Origin of the sequence: Sphingobium sp. 15-1 (assembly GCF_013375535.1) — a bacterium.
GTDB lineage: Bacteria > Pseudomonadota > Alphaproteobacteria > Sphingomonadales > Sphingomonadaceae > Sphingobium > Sphingobium aromaticivastans.
Genome location: NZ_JABXJG010000002.1, coordinates 539176 through 553052, shown reverse-complemented (window position 1 = coordinate 553052; position 13877 = coordinate 539176). Strand labels below are relative to the sequence as shown.

Here is a 13877-nt window from a genome sequence, read left to right as displayed (position 1 = left end):
TCATGGAATTGCTGACTCCCGATCGTATCACCGTCCAGTTGCAGGACTGGCTGGCGAGCGAAAAGCCCGAGTGGCGCGACATCCGCGTTCGCCCGCTCAATGTGACGCTGGGCGCGGGCTTTTCGGCGGACATCTTCTTTGTCGACGTCGACTATGTCGATCCGGCTGGTGCCCAGAGCCAGACGCTTGTGGTCCGCCGTCAGCCGATGGATCTGGAAGTGGTGTTCGGCAGCAGCCTCGCGCTTCAGGGCAGGATGATGGCGGCGCTCGATGCGCGCGGCGATCTGCCCGTGCCGCCCTGGATCGGCATGCATCTCGACCCCGATATTCTCGGCCTGCCTTTCCTGGTGATGGGCAAGGTGGAAGGGGAATGCGCCAAGCAAAAGCCCAATTATAATCTGGAAGGCTGGCTGGTCGAGATGACCCCGGAACAGCGGCGGCAAACATTCACCAATGCCATCAACGCTTTTGCCAGCCTGGCGACGATCGACTGGCGCGACGGCTTTGAATTTCTCGCCCAGCCGGAAAATGGGCGGCCGGGTCTCGATCAATATGTCGGTGCGCTGGAGGCGTGGCACAAGGCTGCGGGGCGCGGCCGGACGATGCCCATCGTCGATGCCGCCATGGCCTATGTGCGCGCCAACATGCCTGCCGATGCGGGGGTGAATGTGTTGTGGGGCGATCCCACGCCGTCGAACGTCATGTTCGCGGCCGACGGTAGCGTCAACGCGCTGATCGACTGGGAACTCGCGGCACTGGGGCCGGCGGAGCTTGACCTCGCCTGGTGGCTCTATTTCGACGATCTGTTCGGCCGCCGCTTTGGTATCACCCGGCTGGAAGGCCTGCCGAGCAAGGACGAGACGATTGCCATCTGGGAAGCGGCAAGCGGACAGAAGGCCGGGCATCTCAATTATTATGACATCGTCGCGGCGCTCCGCATGGCGCTGGTCGCGGTGGGCGCCTTCGACCGGCAGGTCGGCATCGGCAACATCTCTGCGACGAACAAATCGCTCAACGACAATTTCATGACCCTTTACCTGGCCGAAAAGCTGGGGCTGCCCATCCCCGAACTGGGACCGGATTTCGTGGCCTTCATGAAGAATCTGACGCCGGTGGAAGACAAGGCGGCCTGACGCGGCTCGCTGCGGGCATAAGTGAATTGCCTGCTTGACCACGGCCTCTTCTATTAAATACACAGTGTGGAATAATAGTGGAGAGGCGAGTCATGAGGCAGCGGTCGGACGAGGGGCATTCATGAACGGAGCTGTCGCGGAGCGCTCGCCTCTCGACGTCGATGCGCTGATCGCGGAGGCGGGCGCCGCGACCGGACTGTCCGATTTCGGACCGGACCTGTCCTTCATGACGGGCTTTCGCCGGCTGGTCGAAGCGGTCGAGGCGATGGACCCGCCTGCCCAGCTGCGCGAGACCGCGCATCACAAGATTGTCGGTTTGCTCGCGACCCGGTTGCGCTTCGCCGAAGACGAAAGGCAGCATCCGGACATTGTCGCGCAGGACGTGGGGGACCCGCTGATCGTCTGCGGCCTGCCGCGCACCGGGACGACGATCACCTATGACCTGCTCTGCCTTGATCCGGCCGCTCGCGCGCCCCGCGAATGGGAATGGTATATCCCCTGGCCTGCCCCGGAAGAAGCGAGTTTCGACAGCGATCCGCGCATCGCGCAGGTGCAGGCCATTTATGAAAACTGGCTGAAACACGCGCCGCAACTGGCCGATATCCAGCGGATGGACTGCACGCAGCCGGGAGAGTGCAATCATGGCATGATGCTGCATTTCGCCAGCACCAATTTTCCGGCCGAACTGGGGGTTCCCGATTTCGCCCGCTGGTTGCAGGATACCGTGCCGGAAGGGCAATATCGCACCCACAAGCGGATGCTCCAGCAATATCAGTGGAAAGGACCCAAGGGCCGCTGGACGCTGAAATCACCGCAGCATCTGATGGACCTGCCCGGTCTGGTGAAGGCCTATCCCGGCGCGATGCTGGTGTGGACGCATCGCGATCCGGTGCTGACCTTCTCTTCGTTGTCGAGCATGATCGCGGGGTTCCTCGCTGCCGTGGGCGGCGCAGACGACCTGAAGGCGATCGGCCGGTCGGTGGTCGACACCTGGTGCGCGGCGATGGCCCGCGCGACCGAGGCGCGGGCGAATGATCCGGCGATCGAGGGCCGCATTCTCGACCTCGCCCATCGCGATATCGTTGCCGATCCGATGGCGGCGATGCAGCGCATCTACGACCGCTTCGCTCTGTCCTTCACCGACGAGCATCGCGACCGCATCACCGCTTTTCTGGCAGATAATCCGGCCGCCAGCCGCCTTGGCAAGCACAAGCATAGTCCGGAACAGTTCGGCATCGATCCGGGCGAGGTGCATGAGCGGCTTGCCGGCTATTATGCGCGCTACGGCCATCTGTTCGACCGCGCGCGACCCTGATGTCTGGAGTATGAGCATGAGCGTTCTCGACCGTTTCCGCCTCGACGGGCGCACCGCCATCCTGACCGGCGTAGGGCCGGGCGTGGGAGAACATGTCGCCAAGGCCTATGCCGAATTGGGCGCCAATGTGGTCCTCTCCGCCCGCTCGCAGGGCCGGCTCGACCGGATTGCCGCAGAGATCAACGCGGCCGACGGCGGCAGGGCGATCGCCATCGCCGCCGATGCAGGCGAGAAGGCCGATCTCGAACGGCTGGTGGCGGGCGCCCGTGAGGCTTTTGGGCCGATCCATATCGTTTTCAACAATGCCGCGGCCGGCGTGGTCTATGCCGCTGATGGCGGGCTTTGGGCGAACACGGACGACGTCTGGAAAACGGCGATGGACGTCAATGTCATGGCGACCTGGCGTCTGACCGAACTGACCGAGGCCGATATGAAGGCGCATGGCAAGGGCAGCATCATTTCAGTCCAGAGCTGCGGCGGCTTCACGCCAATCCCGCCCGCCGTCGCCTATGGCGTGTCTAAGGCGGCGCTGCTCTTTCTGGTGCGCGAGCTGGCCAAGACGCAGGCGCCGCACACGCGGATCAACTGCCTGTGCGTCGGATCGATGAGTCCGGACGGACAAGAGGCCGATATTCACAAGGGGCTGGGCCTGGCCGAGCGCAACGCGATCAAGCGCTTCGGCGCGGCGGACGAGGCGGTAGGCGCAGCCATATTGCTGGCGGGGGACGGCTCCAGCTACACGACCGGCAGCACCATCTTCACCGAAGGCGGCCGGGTGGGGACCATTTCATGACCGCCAACCCCCTCTGGACCGAAGATCAGGCGGCGGCGGAACGGCTGGCGCTACGCCTGATCGAACGGGCCGACATCCGCGCCGCGCGCGAGGAGGCGCGCCTCCTCTTATTGGCCGATCCGCTGGCGGCTACGCTCGACGGACGGCTGGGGCTGGATCGTGCGCTCGATCAGTGGGTGCTGGGGCTCGCCATGCGCGAAGCCAATGGTGATCCCGCCGATCCCAAGGTCGTCTGGAATATCAGCAACGCCCCGCGGCGCTGGTTCGGCCACATCTATCCGGGTGCGGCGGTGGCGATCGACAATCCTGACAATTTCAATCGTGAAATTCCGGTCGATGGCGATGGGCACTATGCCGTCGACATTCGCTTTTCCGCCGATCCGCCACAGTTCAGCATTGTTGCCGAGGTCGAGCCGGAGCATCATGCGGGACTTGGCCGTAATCTGGGCGCGCTGACGCTTCAGCAACTTCTGCCCTTCTGCGATGCCGATGGGCAGGTGACGGTGACCGTCGGCCCGCAGGAAGGCGGTGCGACCCATTTGCGGACCGAGCCGGGCGCGCGGATTCAGGTCTATACCCGTGACAGTCAGCGCGACTGGCGGCAGGTGCCGGCACAGGTCAGCGTCCGTCGCCTCGACCCGCCATCGGACCGGCGCCCGCGCAGCGAGAGCGAGATTGCCCGGACCATCATCGCCGACCTGCCTGCCTGGGTCGCCTTCTGGTCGGGTTTCAAAAATGATTTTCTCGGCCATCCCGAACCCAATCGGCTGATCGGACCCAATGGCCGCGACGGGGGTTGGGGCTATCTGGCCGGTGGGCGCTTTGCACTGGGGGAAGGGCAGGGGTTGCTAGTGACCATCGATCCGGCGGGCAGCTATTATACCGGCATCCAGATCGCCGACCCGTGGACGATCTCGCCAGATCCGATGCTTCGCATGGTCAGCCTCAACAGTGGGCAGGTCACGCCCGCCGTAGACTGCACGGTCAGCTATGTGGTGGCGGGCGTCGATCCGGGCATCGCCAACTGGATCGATACGACGGGCCTCGAAGAAGGCTGGGTGCTGCTGCGCTGGCAGGGCGTGTCCGAAGGCGCCGACCCCGCCCGCTTCATTCGCGACGTGCGTGTCGTCGATCTGGCGGCCATCGACCGCGAAGTGGACGCAGGCGTTCCCCGGGTCGATCTCGCCCTGCGAGAACAGCAGTTGCGCGATCGCGCGCGCCAGCATGGCCTGCGAACCCATGCCGCAATCTGGGGAGACGCATGATGCAGCCCAAGGGCTCGATACTGGAACTGTGTCAGGTGGTGCGCGACATGGAGCGCGCATTGGCTCACTGGACGCGGGTCATGGGGGCGGGACCGTTTTTCGTTTTCGACGTGCCCGTGCTGCCGGGCCAGATCTATCGTGGCGCGCCGACGCAGGTGGCGATGAAGGTCGCGTTCGGCTTTTCCGGCGGACTGCTGATCGAACTGCTCCAGCAGACGAATGAGGGGCCTTCGGTCTTCACCGAAATGCTCGACCGTCATGGCGATGGCTATCATCATGTCATGCTGCGCATTCCCTATGACGAGGGGGTGGAGCGGCTGTCCGGCGAAGGCTATGCCATGGCGTTCAGCGGAATGATGCCGTCGGGTGAAAGGTTCGCGCTGTTCGATACCCGCGCAGGCAATGGCGGCTATGTCGAACTGATGGAGCTTTCGCCTGCGATGGAAGCGTCGCTCGACCGGATGCACGCCGCCCATCGCGCGTGGGACGGGATCAGCCGCCCCGTCCGATCCATCGCCGACCTTGCCTTAGGCTCAGGCCGCGCCCGCGATGGCGCGGATCGCGGTTAGCAGCATGTCCGTCGCGCGGGTGAAGGCGGCTTCCACCACATCGCGCTGCATCGCCAGCCGTTCGTCATTGTCGGTCAGGCTTTCCGACACGACGACATTGCCCAGCACGATGACGGAAAAAATCACCAGCATCTCTTCGCTTTGCGGCCGTGTCAGCCCTGCCTCGGCCAGCGCCTCGAAGATGGCGCGGCGGATCGCCAGCGCATTGGGTTGCTCCAGCCGGTTGGCGCTGCGTGACAGGATGAAGGCGGCGGACCCCGGAAAATCGCGATAGGCCAGATGGACCGCGCGGGCGATGCTGCGGAGGCGGCTTTCCCAATCCGGCGCCGACAGGTCGGGCATCCGGCCGCGCAGAATCTCGTCGGTCAGCAGGCCGAGCATCTCCTCCTTGTCGCGGACATGATGGTAGAGCAGACGCGGGGACACGCCCAGACGCTGCGCCACCGGACGGATATTGAGCGATTCGATTCCGCCCGACCGGGCCATGTCCAGCAAGGTCGCGACCAGCCGGCTGCGGTCGAGCGCAGGCCCTTCGGATTGCGGCGGTCGGCCGCGCCGGGGAAGCCGTGCAAGCGGTTGTTGGTTTGCCCTCATGCCTTCGCTTTAAGCCGAGGCGCGGCACGGGTCCATGCCCCACGGTCCTGCAAGACCGTGGGGCAAAAAATCACAGTTTCTTCAGCTCGGCATTCGACAGGCTGGTCGTCACGCCCTTCTCACCCGCGCTCAGCGTGGTTGCGGGGATGGTGATGAACTTTCCGCGATAGATGACGCGCACCGCGCTCACGGCGCCGTCGCCGGCGGTCAGCACGCGATCGACCTTGCCGATCTTGGTTCCATCGGCGGAGTAGATCGCCTCGTTGCGATCCACCGCAGGCGCCTGGGCAAAGGCGGGCGCGGCCAGGCCCAGAGCCGTGAGCGCGATGATGATGGTCTTCATATGCTGAAATCCTTTGTCGAAGATGGCGACCTGTTGGCGCAGTCGAAGGATCGTTTCAAGAGAAAACCAATACACATCGAAAAGAATCTGTTCTATCTGTCTTACATGCATGAAAAAAGCAGCCGGATGGCAATCGGAGAGGCGATGAAGGGCAGGGGCGGGTCAGGCGCACGCGACCAATGGTTTCTGCTGCTTCTGGGCGCGATTTACATGTTCAACTTCATCGATCGCACGATCATCGCCGTGGTCGGCGAGGCGATTCGCCACGATCTGCGGCTGAGCGATCTTCAACTCGGCATGCTCGGCGGGCTGGCCTTCTCGCTCTTCTATGCCGTGCTGGGCATTCCGCTGGCGCGGCTGGCCGAACGCTACAGCCGGGTACGGATCATCGCTGTGGTGACAATGCTCTGGTCGCTGATGACCGCGCTCTCCGGCGCAGCGGGAAGTTATGTCCAGCTCTTGCTGTGCCGCATGGGCGTAGGCATCGGAGAAGCGGGCTTCACACCGGCGCTCGTCTCGATGATTTCCGACCGGTTCGATGCCGGTCGCCGCGCGGTCGTCTTTTCGCTGATAGCGATAGGGGTACCTCTGGGCGGCGCCATAGCGGCGATCGCTGGTGGCGCGGTCGCGCAGACATTCGGTTGGCGGCTCGCGCTCGTGGCGGTCGGCGCACCCGGTCTGCTGCTGGCGCTTCTGCTGATCGCGACGATTCCCGAGCCCGAGCGGAAAGATGCGGGGCAAAGCGTGGATACGCCGCCCTTCGCCATGGTGTTGCGGCGGCTCGCCCATTCGCCCGCCTTCCTGCACCTGACCTTCGGCAGCGGTTTCGTAGGGCTGGTCGGGTTCGGGACCAACCTGTTCCTGATCCCTTTGCTGGTCCGCCGCTTCGATCTGCCGCTTGCCCACGCAGGTCTTATGTTTGCGCTTTCGTTCAGTCTGGCGACAATGGTCGGGCAGGTCAGCGGCGGCTATCTGATCGGACGCCTGATCCGGCGTGATATACGCTGGGGCGGATGGGCGCCCGCGATCGCGGTGGGGCTGGCGCTGCCCTTCTATCTGCTCGCGATTCATCAGTCGGACTGGCGATGGCTGGTCGCCTTTCTCTTCGTCGCCACCACCTTACTCTACGCCTTCACCCCCGCCATCATGACCATTACACAATCGCTGGTCGAACCGCGCATGCGGGCATCCGCCGCCGCGCTCCACTCCTTCGGCCAGACCGTGGCCGGGCTGGGATTGGGATCGGTGGTGCTGGGCTATCTCAGCGATCGTTTGGCCGTGTTTCTCTACGAGGGGAATTATGCCGCGGACTGTCTCGCTGCGGGGAGGGGGCCACCGCCGGCGGCCTGTCTCTCGGCTGCGGCAAGCGGTCTGCAACTGAGCATGCAGCTATCCGCATCCGTGCTTTTGATCGCGGTTCTCCACTATCTTCTCGCCGCAAAAAATCTACCGCTGGAGGCAAATGCGTCGTGAAGGACGGGAAAGCTGTCGAGGTTCGGCCAAGCGGCCCTGAACGGGATGACGCGTCGGTCTTGGCTATGCCACCCTCCCGGCCTGTCGATTACAGGACCGCGTACAGGCGGCGGAAAGGATAATGAGGATGGGAAGAGCAGGAGTTATCGGCTTGGGGCAGATCGGCGCGGGTGTCGCCATATGCCTCGCGCGGACAAATCAATTGGCGGCGGTCTATGACATTCGTGCCGATGCTGCCGACACGTTGGAAGGGGTGCCGCCCGTCGTCGCCAGTCCGGCGGAACTGGCCGCGCAGTCCGACGTCGTCATCATCGCCGTCGTCAACGCAAAGCAGACGATTGACGTACTGTCAGGCCCCGACGGGGTTTTGTCGCGCGCGCGGCCGGGCATGGTCGTGGTGTTGGTGGCGACCGTCTCGATCGAGGATCTGGACGCCGTGCGCGCCCTGACCGACGCGGCGGGCGTGGAACTGGTCGATTGCGGCGTGACCGGTGGCCCAAAATCCCGCGAACACGGCCTCGTCTGCCTGGTCGGCGGCACGGATGAGACCATTGCGAATGTGCGCCCGGTGCTGGACGGCTTTGCCAAGCTGGTGGCGCATATGGGCGGCCCCGGCGCGGGCATGGCGGCGAAGATCGCGCGTAACGTCATCGTCTTTGGCTGCCTGCGCGCCGGCTATGAGGCATCCGTATTGTGTCGCAATGCTGGGGTGGATGTCCGCCAACTTGCGCAAGTGATCGACGCCAGCTCCGACAGCGTGGGCGGACCGTTGATGCTGGCGGTACGCGACGATCCGTCGTCCAGCGAACAGGAAGCGGCAGTGCGCGAATATACGCGCGGGCTGATGGTCAAGGATCTGGATGCGGCCATCGATCTGGCGCGCAGCTATGGCATCGCGTTGCCCTTGGTCGAACTGACACGCCGGACCGATCAGGCGGTCGTCGGCCTTGAAAATGTAATGGGAGAAAAGGCATGAGCATCGACGAAGCGCAGTGGCAGAAGGGACTTGAAGTGTTCGACAAGGTCTACGGACCGGGATCGTCGGACATGACCCGTCCGTATCGCGACTCTTCCTTCAATCAGGAAATCGTCGGCAACCAGTTCGCCAATCTGTGGGCGAGCGATATCTTCTCGATGCGGGAGAAGCGCCTGCTGGTGCTGGGCGCGACCGCCATGCTGGGACGCGCCGATCTGGTCGAGATCCAGATGAACGGCGCCCTCATCAATAACGAATTCACCGATGAGGAGTTGGACTTCCTGCCGCTCTTCATACTGTTCTATGCCGGGGCGGGCAACACGACCACCGTGTTCCGGGGGATCGAAGCCGCCAAGGCACGGCGCAAGGAGCGCGACGCCGCGTCCAAATGACAGGGCGTGCATGACAAAGGGCGGTCTGGTCGAAGAACCAGGCCGCCCTTTTCTTATGCTTCGCCGCTATTTTGGGCACGGCGGATCGCGCGGGACGCCAGCAGCAGCAATAATCCCCCGGCAAAGGTGAACAGCATGGCGGTGCCGATCCCCCAGGCGACACCCGCCGTCCCCCCGACAAAGTCACTGACGGCGCCGATCAGATAAGTGCCGGCGCCCACGCCGATCAGGTTTGCCCCAATTGCACCAGAGATACCGCAAGGCCCCGCAGGCGCGGCCCGGCGATGGTCACGATGACGGCGTAGATCGGGCCGTTATAGGAAGCGCTGAGGAAACCGCAGGCCATCAGCAGCGCCAGCATCAGATCAAGGTCCCGGAACAGCACGGTGCCGACGCCGGTCACTGCCGTCAGCAAGGGGATCACCGCGCCGAACAGGGATGTCCTTGCCGGATCGAAGCCGCCACGGCGCCGGTTGATGAGGTCGATCACCCAACCCGCGAGAAATCCGCCCAGGGAGCCGAGGCCGCCATAGGCAATGGCGATGAGGAAACCCGCCCGCGCAATGGGCATGCCGTGGACCCGGATCAGGAAAGTGGTGAGCCATGTGCTCATGCCGTAAATCCCCGCCGCGATCAGGACGATGGCGAAGATGCAGTAAAGCAGTCCCGGTCGCGCCGCGAGCAGGCGGATACGCTGCACCAGCCTCAGCGTCTCTCCTTGCAGCGGGGCCGGCCCGTCATGCGCGCCGCGCAATGGTTCCCGGACGGTGAGCAGCAGCAGGGGCGCCAGCACCAGTCCCGGTACGCCGGCGGCCACAAATGCCCAGCGCCATCCGGCGTTCTGCACGATCGCACCGCCCACGATGAAGGCGATGGCAAGGCCGATACCCGAACTCAGATACCAGATGCCGATAGCGGTTGCGCGTCGGTCCTCCCCGAAATAGTCGCTCAGCAACGACATGCCGGTCGGTGAACCGCCCGCTTCGGCCGTCCCTACCGCGGCACGGCCTACAAGCAATGTCCAGAATCCGGTCGCCAGGCTGCACAAAGCGGTCGCGCCGCTCCACAGCGTGAGTGCCGCAGCCATCAGGTTGCGACGGTTCCAGTTGTCGACCGCTACGCCGAAGGGCAGGGCGGCCAGAGCGAAAAATATGCCATAGGCAAAGCCCGCCAATATCCCGAGTTGTCCATCCGACAGGGCAAATTCATGCCCGACCGGCGCCAGCACCAGCCCGATGATGGCGCGATCGATGCCATGGCAGGTCTGCGCCAGCGTCAATATGCCCAGCACATACCAGGGATAATGGCTGACGGCGGCGGGTTTTTCCGACAGCGCTCTCATGGCGCCCGCTGCTGCAAGAGCGGTGCGATGGACATTGAGCGCCTCCTGTTTTTGGATATCAGGCTGAGGTGCGTGAGAAACGCATAGCATATGTTCCCCATGCCGCCCTCGGCCAGATTGTGTCGAGTACGGTTTATGGATGTGCCGCCCTTGGGCGTCTTGACCACCTATCCGAAGATAGAAGTAAAAGTGGGTGCTGCGCCTATCTGATGCACAGAGAGAAGAGAAACAGGCAGAGGTGGCGATGTTTCGTCCGGAGAGCGATTGGACCGGCCAGGACAGGTTCGGGGTCAAGAATTTCTACATCGAAGCGGTGGCGACCGTTCGCGATGCCCGTGTGGATTTGCGTCATTTCGATTGGGTTTTGCCCAGCAGTGGCGTCTTCAGCCCTGAGAAACATTATCTGGATTATTCGCTCGACGGTCAACCGCGACGCAGCATGGTCAGCATGGGCCGACCCGATCGGCGTGTCGCTTCGGGTGACATTCTCTACATGCCGCCGCATCGCCAATATGTCGGCGAACCCGCGCTTCAGGAACGGCATCTGGTGTGTGTCGCGCTGGGGGACGAATTTCTGGAAGAACTGTTCGACGGCGAGCAGCCGCTGAAGAGGGTGGACCCCTGCGCCGATGTCCAGAATATTTCCATGCGCCGCCTTTTTGCCGGACTGGCGGCGGAATTGCGGGCGCCCGGCTTTGCGAGCCAGACTCTTGTCGAATCGATGCTCATGGGGCTGGCGGTCGAACTCGTCCGGCACATGTGTCCACGGGAATTGGGCAGCACGACATCACGCGGTGCGCGGCAGGTGCGCAATATCATCGACTATGTGATGGACAATCTGTCCGCTCCCCTTGGCGTCGCGGATATTGCGCGCGACTGCAACATGAGTGTGCGCCATGTCGCCCGCGTGTTCAGGGACGGAACCGGCGTCAGTCTGGGTGAATTTGTCGCGCGCAGCCGCATCGCTTTGGCCAAGGAACTGCTGCGGAACGACGGCGCGCGGATCAAGGAAATCAGCTGGCGCTGCGGCTTTAGCAGCACTTCGGCCTTTTCCGCTGCCTTTCGCGCCGCGACGGGCCAGACGCCCAAGGATTTCCGCTGCCAGCCGCCGCAGGTCCATTGACCCGGCAAGTAAGAAAATATCGATCGGCGGCCAAATTCTGTCGCCGCACAGTCAAACAGGAGCCTACCACTATGGAGCGCATTATCTCCAAGCTAGACGCACTCTGCGTTTACAAATCGAAGCCGAATAAAATGATGGGGAGGGAAAAAATGAGCAAGACCGCTACTTTGGGTGCGATCGCCACAGGCGCGCTGATTGCCGCAATGGCACAGCCTGCCTATGCGCAGCAGCCGCAATCGGGTGCCAGCGAAGGCATTCAGGATATCGTGGTCACCGCGCGCCGTACCGAGGAAAGTCTTCAGACCACGCCTATCGCTGTCACCGCGCTTACGCCCGAAGCGCTGACGACCGCCAAGGTCGAAAATGTCGTCGATCTTCAGCGCACCGCTCCGGGCCTTGTCATCGGTCGTGGTTCGGCAGGCGGCGACGGTATCGTCTTCGTCGCCATTCGCGGTCAGGGCAATCTCCAGCCGATCCTCGCCAACGATCCTGCCGTCGCCACGTACATTGACGGTATTTACATTCCCCGTCCATCGACGGGCATGACCGATATTCAGGACGTCAAGCGGCTGGAAGTGCTGCGCGGACCGCAGGGTACCCTGTTCGGCCGTAACACGACTGGTGGTGCCATCAACATCGTTACCAACGATCCGAACGACCAGCTCAGCGGTGCGTTCAAGGCAGAATTTGGCAATTACAGTACGCTGGGGGCGCAGGCCAATATCAATGTGCCGCTTGCGGAAGGCCTGGCGATTCGTCTGAGCGGGGCGATCAACGACCGGGACGGCTATGGCGACAATCTTCTCACCAAGCGCGACTTTTCCGACAACAACAGCAAGTTCGTTCGCGGCAAGCTCAAATATGAGGGCAATGGCTGGGATCTGACCCTGTCGGGCGACTGGAACCGCCAGTCCAACCATGGTCAGCAGATCGCGCTCTGGGCCTTCAATCCGGCGATCGTTCCTGCGGCCTTCCAGCCGGGGCTCACCGCGGGCCTGCTGACCAAGGAAAACTGGTGGGGCAATACAACGACCGGCACGTCGATCCCGGCCACCATCGGTACGCTGACTCCAGAGGCGCAGGCACTCTATGGCGTGCGGCCATTTAATACGCTCGAAGTATACGGTTTTTCCGGCACCCTGAATGTTGAATTGGGCGGCCTGAACTTCAAGTCCATCACCGGCTATCGCCACTCGATGAACTATGGTCAGAACGACACGGATGGCACCGCCGTCCCGTTGCTGGCGACCTTCGCGGGGTCTGGTTCCTATTATATTTCTCAGGAATTTCAGCTTTCCGGCAATATCACCGACAGCCTGAGCTTCATCACGGGCGCCTATGCGGGCAAGGAGAGCGGCTACGAATTCAGTCGGTCGCAGATTTTCGGCGGACTCATCCGTGATTCGAACGCCGATGTCACCAACAAGACCTTCGGCCTGTTTGCCCAGGCCTATTATGAATTGACGCCGAAGCTGCGCGCGGTGGGCGGTTTCCGCTATACCTGGGACACCCGCGACAGCCTGCTGCATAATGCGCAGATATATGGCCGACCCTATAATGTCGCCGTGGCGGGGACGCCGACCGGCATCAACTGTACGGTGACCCCGACGGAACCGGTTACGGCCACCACCTGTAATCAGGCGCAGAATGCCAAGTTCAATTATCCGGCCTGGAATCTGGGTCTCGACTGGCAGGCCAGCGACAATCTCTTCCTCTATCTCGCGACCCGTGGCGCGGCCAAGGCCGGTGGCTGGAACCTGCGGGCAGGGGGGCTGCCCGCCTTCGCCCCCGAAAAGGTGAAAGACGTCGAAGCCGGCCTGAAGGTCGATCTCTTCGACCGCCGGCTGCGTTTCAACACCGCGGTCTTCCACACGTGGAAGGATGACAATCAGGCGATCGTCAACAGCTTCGTCACCGGCATCGGCGTCACCCAATATATTCAGAATAACGGCAAGGTCCGTATCTGGGGCATGGAAAATGAAATCACGGCTGTGCCGTGGGAAGGCATGACGCTCAGCGTCAACGGTTCGCTGCAAAACGGTAAATATGTGAAGGGTAGCTTCAGCGAAATTCAGGTGGTGGCTGGCAGCGGCTGCACGAACGGCGCTGGGGTCGTCAATGGCTGCGTCGTCGATCTGAGTGGTTTGCCGCTGCTGCAATTGCCCAAGAAGCAGCTCAATATCAGCGCCACGCAGAAAATTCCGTTGGGAGCGGGCACGCTTGCTGTCACCGGCGCCTATTCCTATGTCGGCGCTCAGCATTTCGATGCCGTCAGGGCGGCGGACCAGGCGTCGGCTGCGACCAAGGCCGCCTATGATACGGAAAACCGCTTTGGTCGTGTGCCCGGCTATGGCATTTTCAACGGCCGTATCGCTTTCCAGCTTGAAAATCCCAATGTTGAAATCGCCGTCTATGGTCGCAACATCACGAACAAGAAGTATCTGCTGCGGCGCTTCCCCGATCTCTATCGGACATTGGGCATCACAGCCGCCTATGTTGGTCAGCCGGCCACCTATGGCGTGGAAACGACGTTTAAATTCTGATCGGATAACGCGGATG

The 13877-nt window shown here is 62.7% G+C and carries 14 protein-coding genes; 10 read left to right on the top strand and 4 right to left on the bottom strand.

Annotation, left to right across the window (positions count from 1 at the left end):
- Positions 1 to 2 precede the first annotated feature (2 nt).
- From HUK72_RS18695 to HUK72_RS18675, 5 genes are all read left to right on the top strand, one after another.
- Positions 3 to 1133 carry a phosphotransferase family protein gene (locus HUK72_RS18695; RefSeq protein WP_066562957.1) on the top strand — a complete coding sequence of 377 codons (1131 nt, stop codon included), beginning with the start codon at positions 3 to 5 and terminating at the stop codon, positions 1131 to 1133.
- Between the two features lie 121 nt (positions 1134 to 1254).
- The gene (locus tag HUK72_RS18690) at positions 1255 to 2448 is read left to right on the top strand and encodes a sulfotransferase (protein ID WP_176598276.1); all 1194 of its coding nucleotides are present in this window, start codon (positions 1255 to 1257) and stop codon (positions 2446 to 2448) included.
- 16 nt (positions 2449 to 2464) lie between these two features.
- The gene (locus HUK72_RS18685; protein ID WP_066563898.1) at positions 2465 to 3241 is read left to right on the top strand and encodes an SDR family NAD(P)-dependent oxidoreductase; all 777 of its coding nucleotides are present in this window, start codon (positions 2465 to 2467) and stop codon (positions 3239 to 3241) included.
- Positions 3238 to 4506: a hypothetical protein gene (locus tag HUK72_RS18680; protein ID WP_066562952.1), complete on the top strand. Its 1269-nt coding sequence runs from the start codon at positions 3238 to 3240 to the stop codon at positions 4504 to 4506. The genes HUK72_RS18685 and HUK72_RS18680 overlap by 4 nt, the downstream gene beginning before the upstream one ends.
- A complete protein-coding gene (locus tag HUK72_RS18675) occupies positions 4503 to 5075 on the top strand; it encodes a VOC family protein (protein WP_176598275.1) in 573 nt (190 codons plus the stop codon). The genes HUK72_RS18680 and HUK72_RS18675 overlap by 4 nt, the downstream gene beginning before the upstream one ends.
- On the opposite strand, the gene HUK72_RS18670 is transcribed toward HUK72_RS18675, so the two are convergent.
- Positions 5040 to 5669 carry a TetR family transcriptional regulator gene (locus tag HUK72_RS18670; protein ID WP_066562947.1) on the bottom strand — a complete coding sequence of 210 codons (630 nt, stop codon included), beginning with the start codon at positions 5667 to 5669 and terminating at the stop codon, positions 5040 to 5042. The two genes, HUK72_RS18675 and HUK72_RS18670, sit on opposite strands and share 36 nt — an antisense overlap.
- A 70-nt stretch (positions 5670 to 5739) precedes the next feature.
- Positions 5740 to 6012, bottom strand: coding sequence for a PRC-barrel domain-containing protein (locus tag HUK72_RS18665; RefSeq protein WP_066562946.1), 273 nt, complete (start codon positions 6010 to 6012; stop codon positions 5740 to 5742).
- Positions 6013 to 6138: 126 nt separating this feature from the next.
- On the opposite strand from HUK72_RS18665, the gene HUK72_RS18660 reads away from it, so the two are divergent.
- From HUK72_RS18660 to HUK72_RS18650, 3 genes are all read left to right on the top strand, one after another.
- The gene (locus tag HUK72_RS18660) at positions 6139 to 7485 is read left to right on the top strand and encodes an MFS transporter (protein ID WP_255325871.1); all 1347 of its coding nucleotides are present in this window, start codon (positions 6139 to 6141) and stop codon (positions 7483 to 7485) included.
- A gap of 127 nt (positions 7486 to 7612) precedes the next feature.
- A complete protein-coding gene (locus HUK72_RS18655) occupies positions 7613 to 8461 on the top strand; it encodes an NAD(P)-dependent oxidoreductase (protein ID WP_066563895.1) in 849 nt (282 codons plus the stop codon).
- Complete coding sequence (locus tag HUK72_RS18650) at positions 8458 to 8853, top strand: carboxymuconolactone decarboxylase family protein (RefSeq protein ID WP_066562944.1); 396 nt, start codon at positions 8458 to 8460, stop codon at positions 8851 to 8853. The genes HUK72_RS18655 and HUK72_RS18650 overlap by 4 nt, the downstream gene beginning before the upstream one ends.
- Positions 8854 to 8906: 53 nt before the next feature.
- On the opposite strand, the gene HUK72_RS27330 is transcribed toward HUK72_RS18650, so the two are convergent.
- Together HUK72_RS27330 and HUK72_RS18645 are read right to left on the bottom strand one after the other, a co-directional pair.
- Positions 8907 to 9074 carry a hypothetical protein gene (locus HUK72_RS27330; protein ID WP_255325870.1) on the bottom strand — a complete coding sequence of 56 codons (168 nt, stop codon included), beginning with the start codon at positions 9072 to 9074 and terminating at the stop codon, positions 8907 to 8909.
- 5 nt (positions 9075 to 9079) lie between these two features.
- The gene (locus HUK72_RS18645; protein ID WP_255325869.1) at positions 9080 to 10195 is read right to left on the bottom strand and encodes an MFS transporter; all 1116 of its coding nucleotides are present in this window, start codon (positions 10193 to 10195) and stop codon (positions 9080 to 9082) included.
- A gap of 244 nt (positions 10196 to 10439) precedes the next feature.
- Here HUK72_RS18645 and HUK72_RS18640 point away from each other — a divergent pair, with 244 nt between their 5' ends.
- Both HUK72_RS18640 and HUK72_RS18635 read left to right on the top strand, forming a co-directional pair.
- The gene (locus tag HUK72_RS18640; RefSeq protein WP_066562941.1) at positions 10440 to 11318 is read left to right on the top strand and encodes an AraC family transcriptional regulator; all 879 of its coding nucleotides are present in this window, start codon (positions 10440 to 10442) and stop codon (positions 11316 to 11318) included.
- A 149-nt stretch (positions 11319 to 11467) separates the two neighbouring features.
- On the top strand, positions 11468 to 13861 hold the full coding sequence (locus tag HUK72_RS18635; RefSeq protein ID WP_066562939.1) for a TonB-dependent receptor: 2394 nt from the start codon (positions 11468 to 11470) through the stop codon (positions 13859 to 13861).
- Positions 13862 to 13877: the final 16 nt, after the last annotated feature.

Coding starts and splice junctions, on each gene's coding strand:
- HUK72_RS18695 (WP_066562957.1), top strand. CDS start 3: ATGGAATTGCTGACTCCCGATCGTATCACCGTCCAGTTGCAGGACTGG.
- HUK72_RS18690 (WP_176598276.1), top strand. CDS start 1,255: ATGAACGGAGCTGTCGCGGAGCGCTCGCCTCTCGACGTCGATGCGCTG.
- HUK72_RS18685 (WP_066563898.1), top strand. CDS start 2,465: ATGAGCGTTCTCGACCGTTTCCGCCTCGACGGGCGCACCGCCATCCTG.
- HUK72_RS18680 (WP_066562952.1), top strand. CDS start 3,238: ATGACCGCCAACCCCCTCTGGACCGAAGATCAGGCGGCGGCGGAACGG.
- HUK72_RS18675 (WP_176598275.1), top strand. CDS start 4,503: ATGATGCAGCCCAAGGGCTCGATACTGGAACTGTGTCAGGTGGTGCGC.
- HUK72_RS18670 (WP_066562947.1), bottom strand. CDS start 5,669: ATGAGGGCAAACCAACAACCGCTTGCACGGCTTCCCCGGCGCGGCCGA.
- HUK72_RS18665 (WP_066562946.1), bottom strand. CDS start 6,012: ATGAAGACCATCATCATCGCGCTCACGGCTCTGGGCCTGGCCGCGCCC.
- HUK72_RS18660 (WP_255325871.1), top strand. CDS start 6,139: ATGGCAATCGGAGAGGCGATGAAGGGCAGGGGCGGGTCAGGCGCACGC.
- HUK72_RS18655 (WP_066563895.1), top strand. CDS start 7,613: ATGGGAAGAGCAGGAGTTATCGGCTTGGGGCAGATCGGCGCGGGTGTC.
- HUK72_RS18650 (WP_066562944.1), top strand. CDS start 8,458: ATGAGCATCGACGAAGCGCAGTGGCAGAAGGGACTTGAAGTGTTCGAC.
- HUK72_RS18645 (WP_255325869.1), bottom strand. CDS start 10,195: ATGAGAGCGCTGTCGGAAAAACCCGCCGCCGTCAGCCATTATCCCTGG.
- HUK72_RS18640 (WP_066562941.1), top strand. CDS start 10,440: ATGTTTCGTCCGGAGAGCGATTGGACCGGCCAGGACAGGTTCGGGGTC.
- HUK72_RS18635 (WP_066562939.1), top strand. CDS start 11,468: ATGAGCAAGACCGCTACTTTGGGTGCGATCGCCACAGGCGCGCTGATT.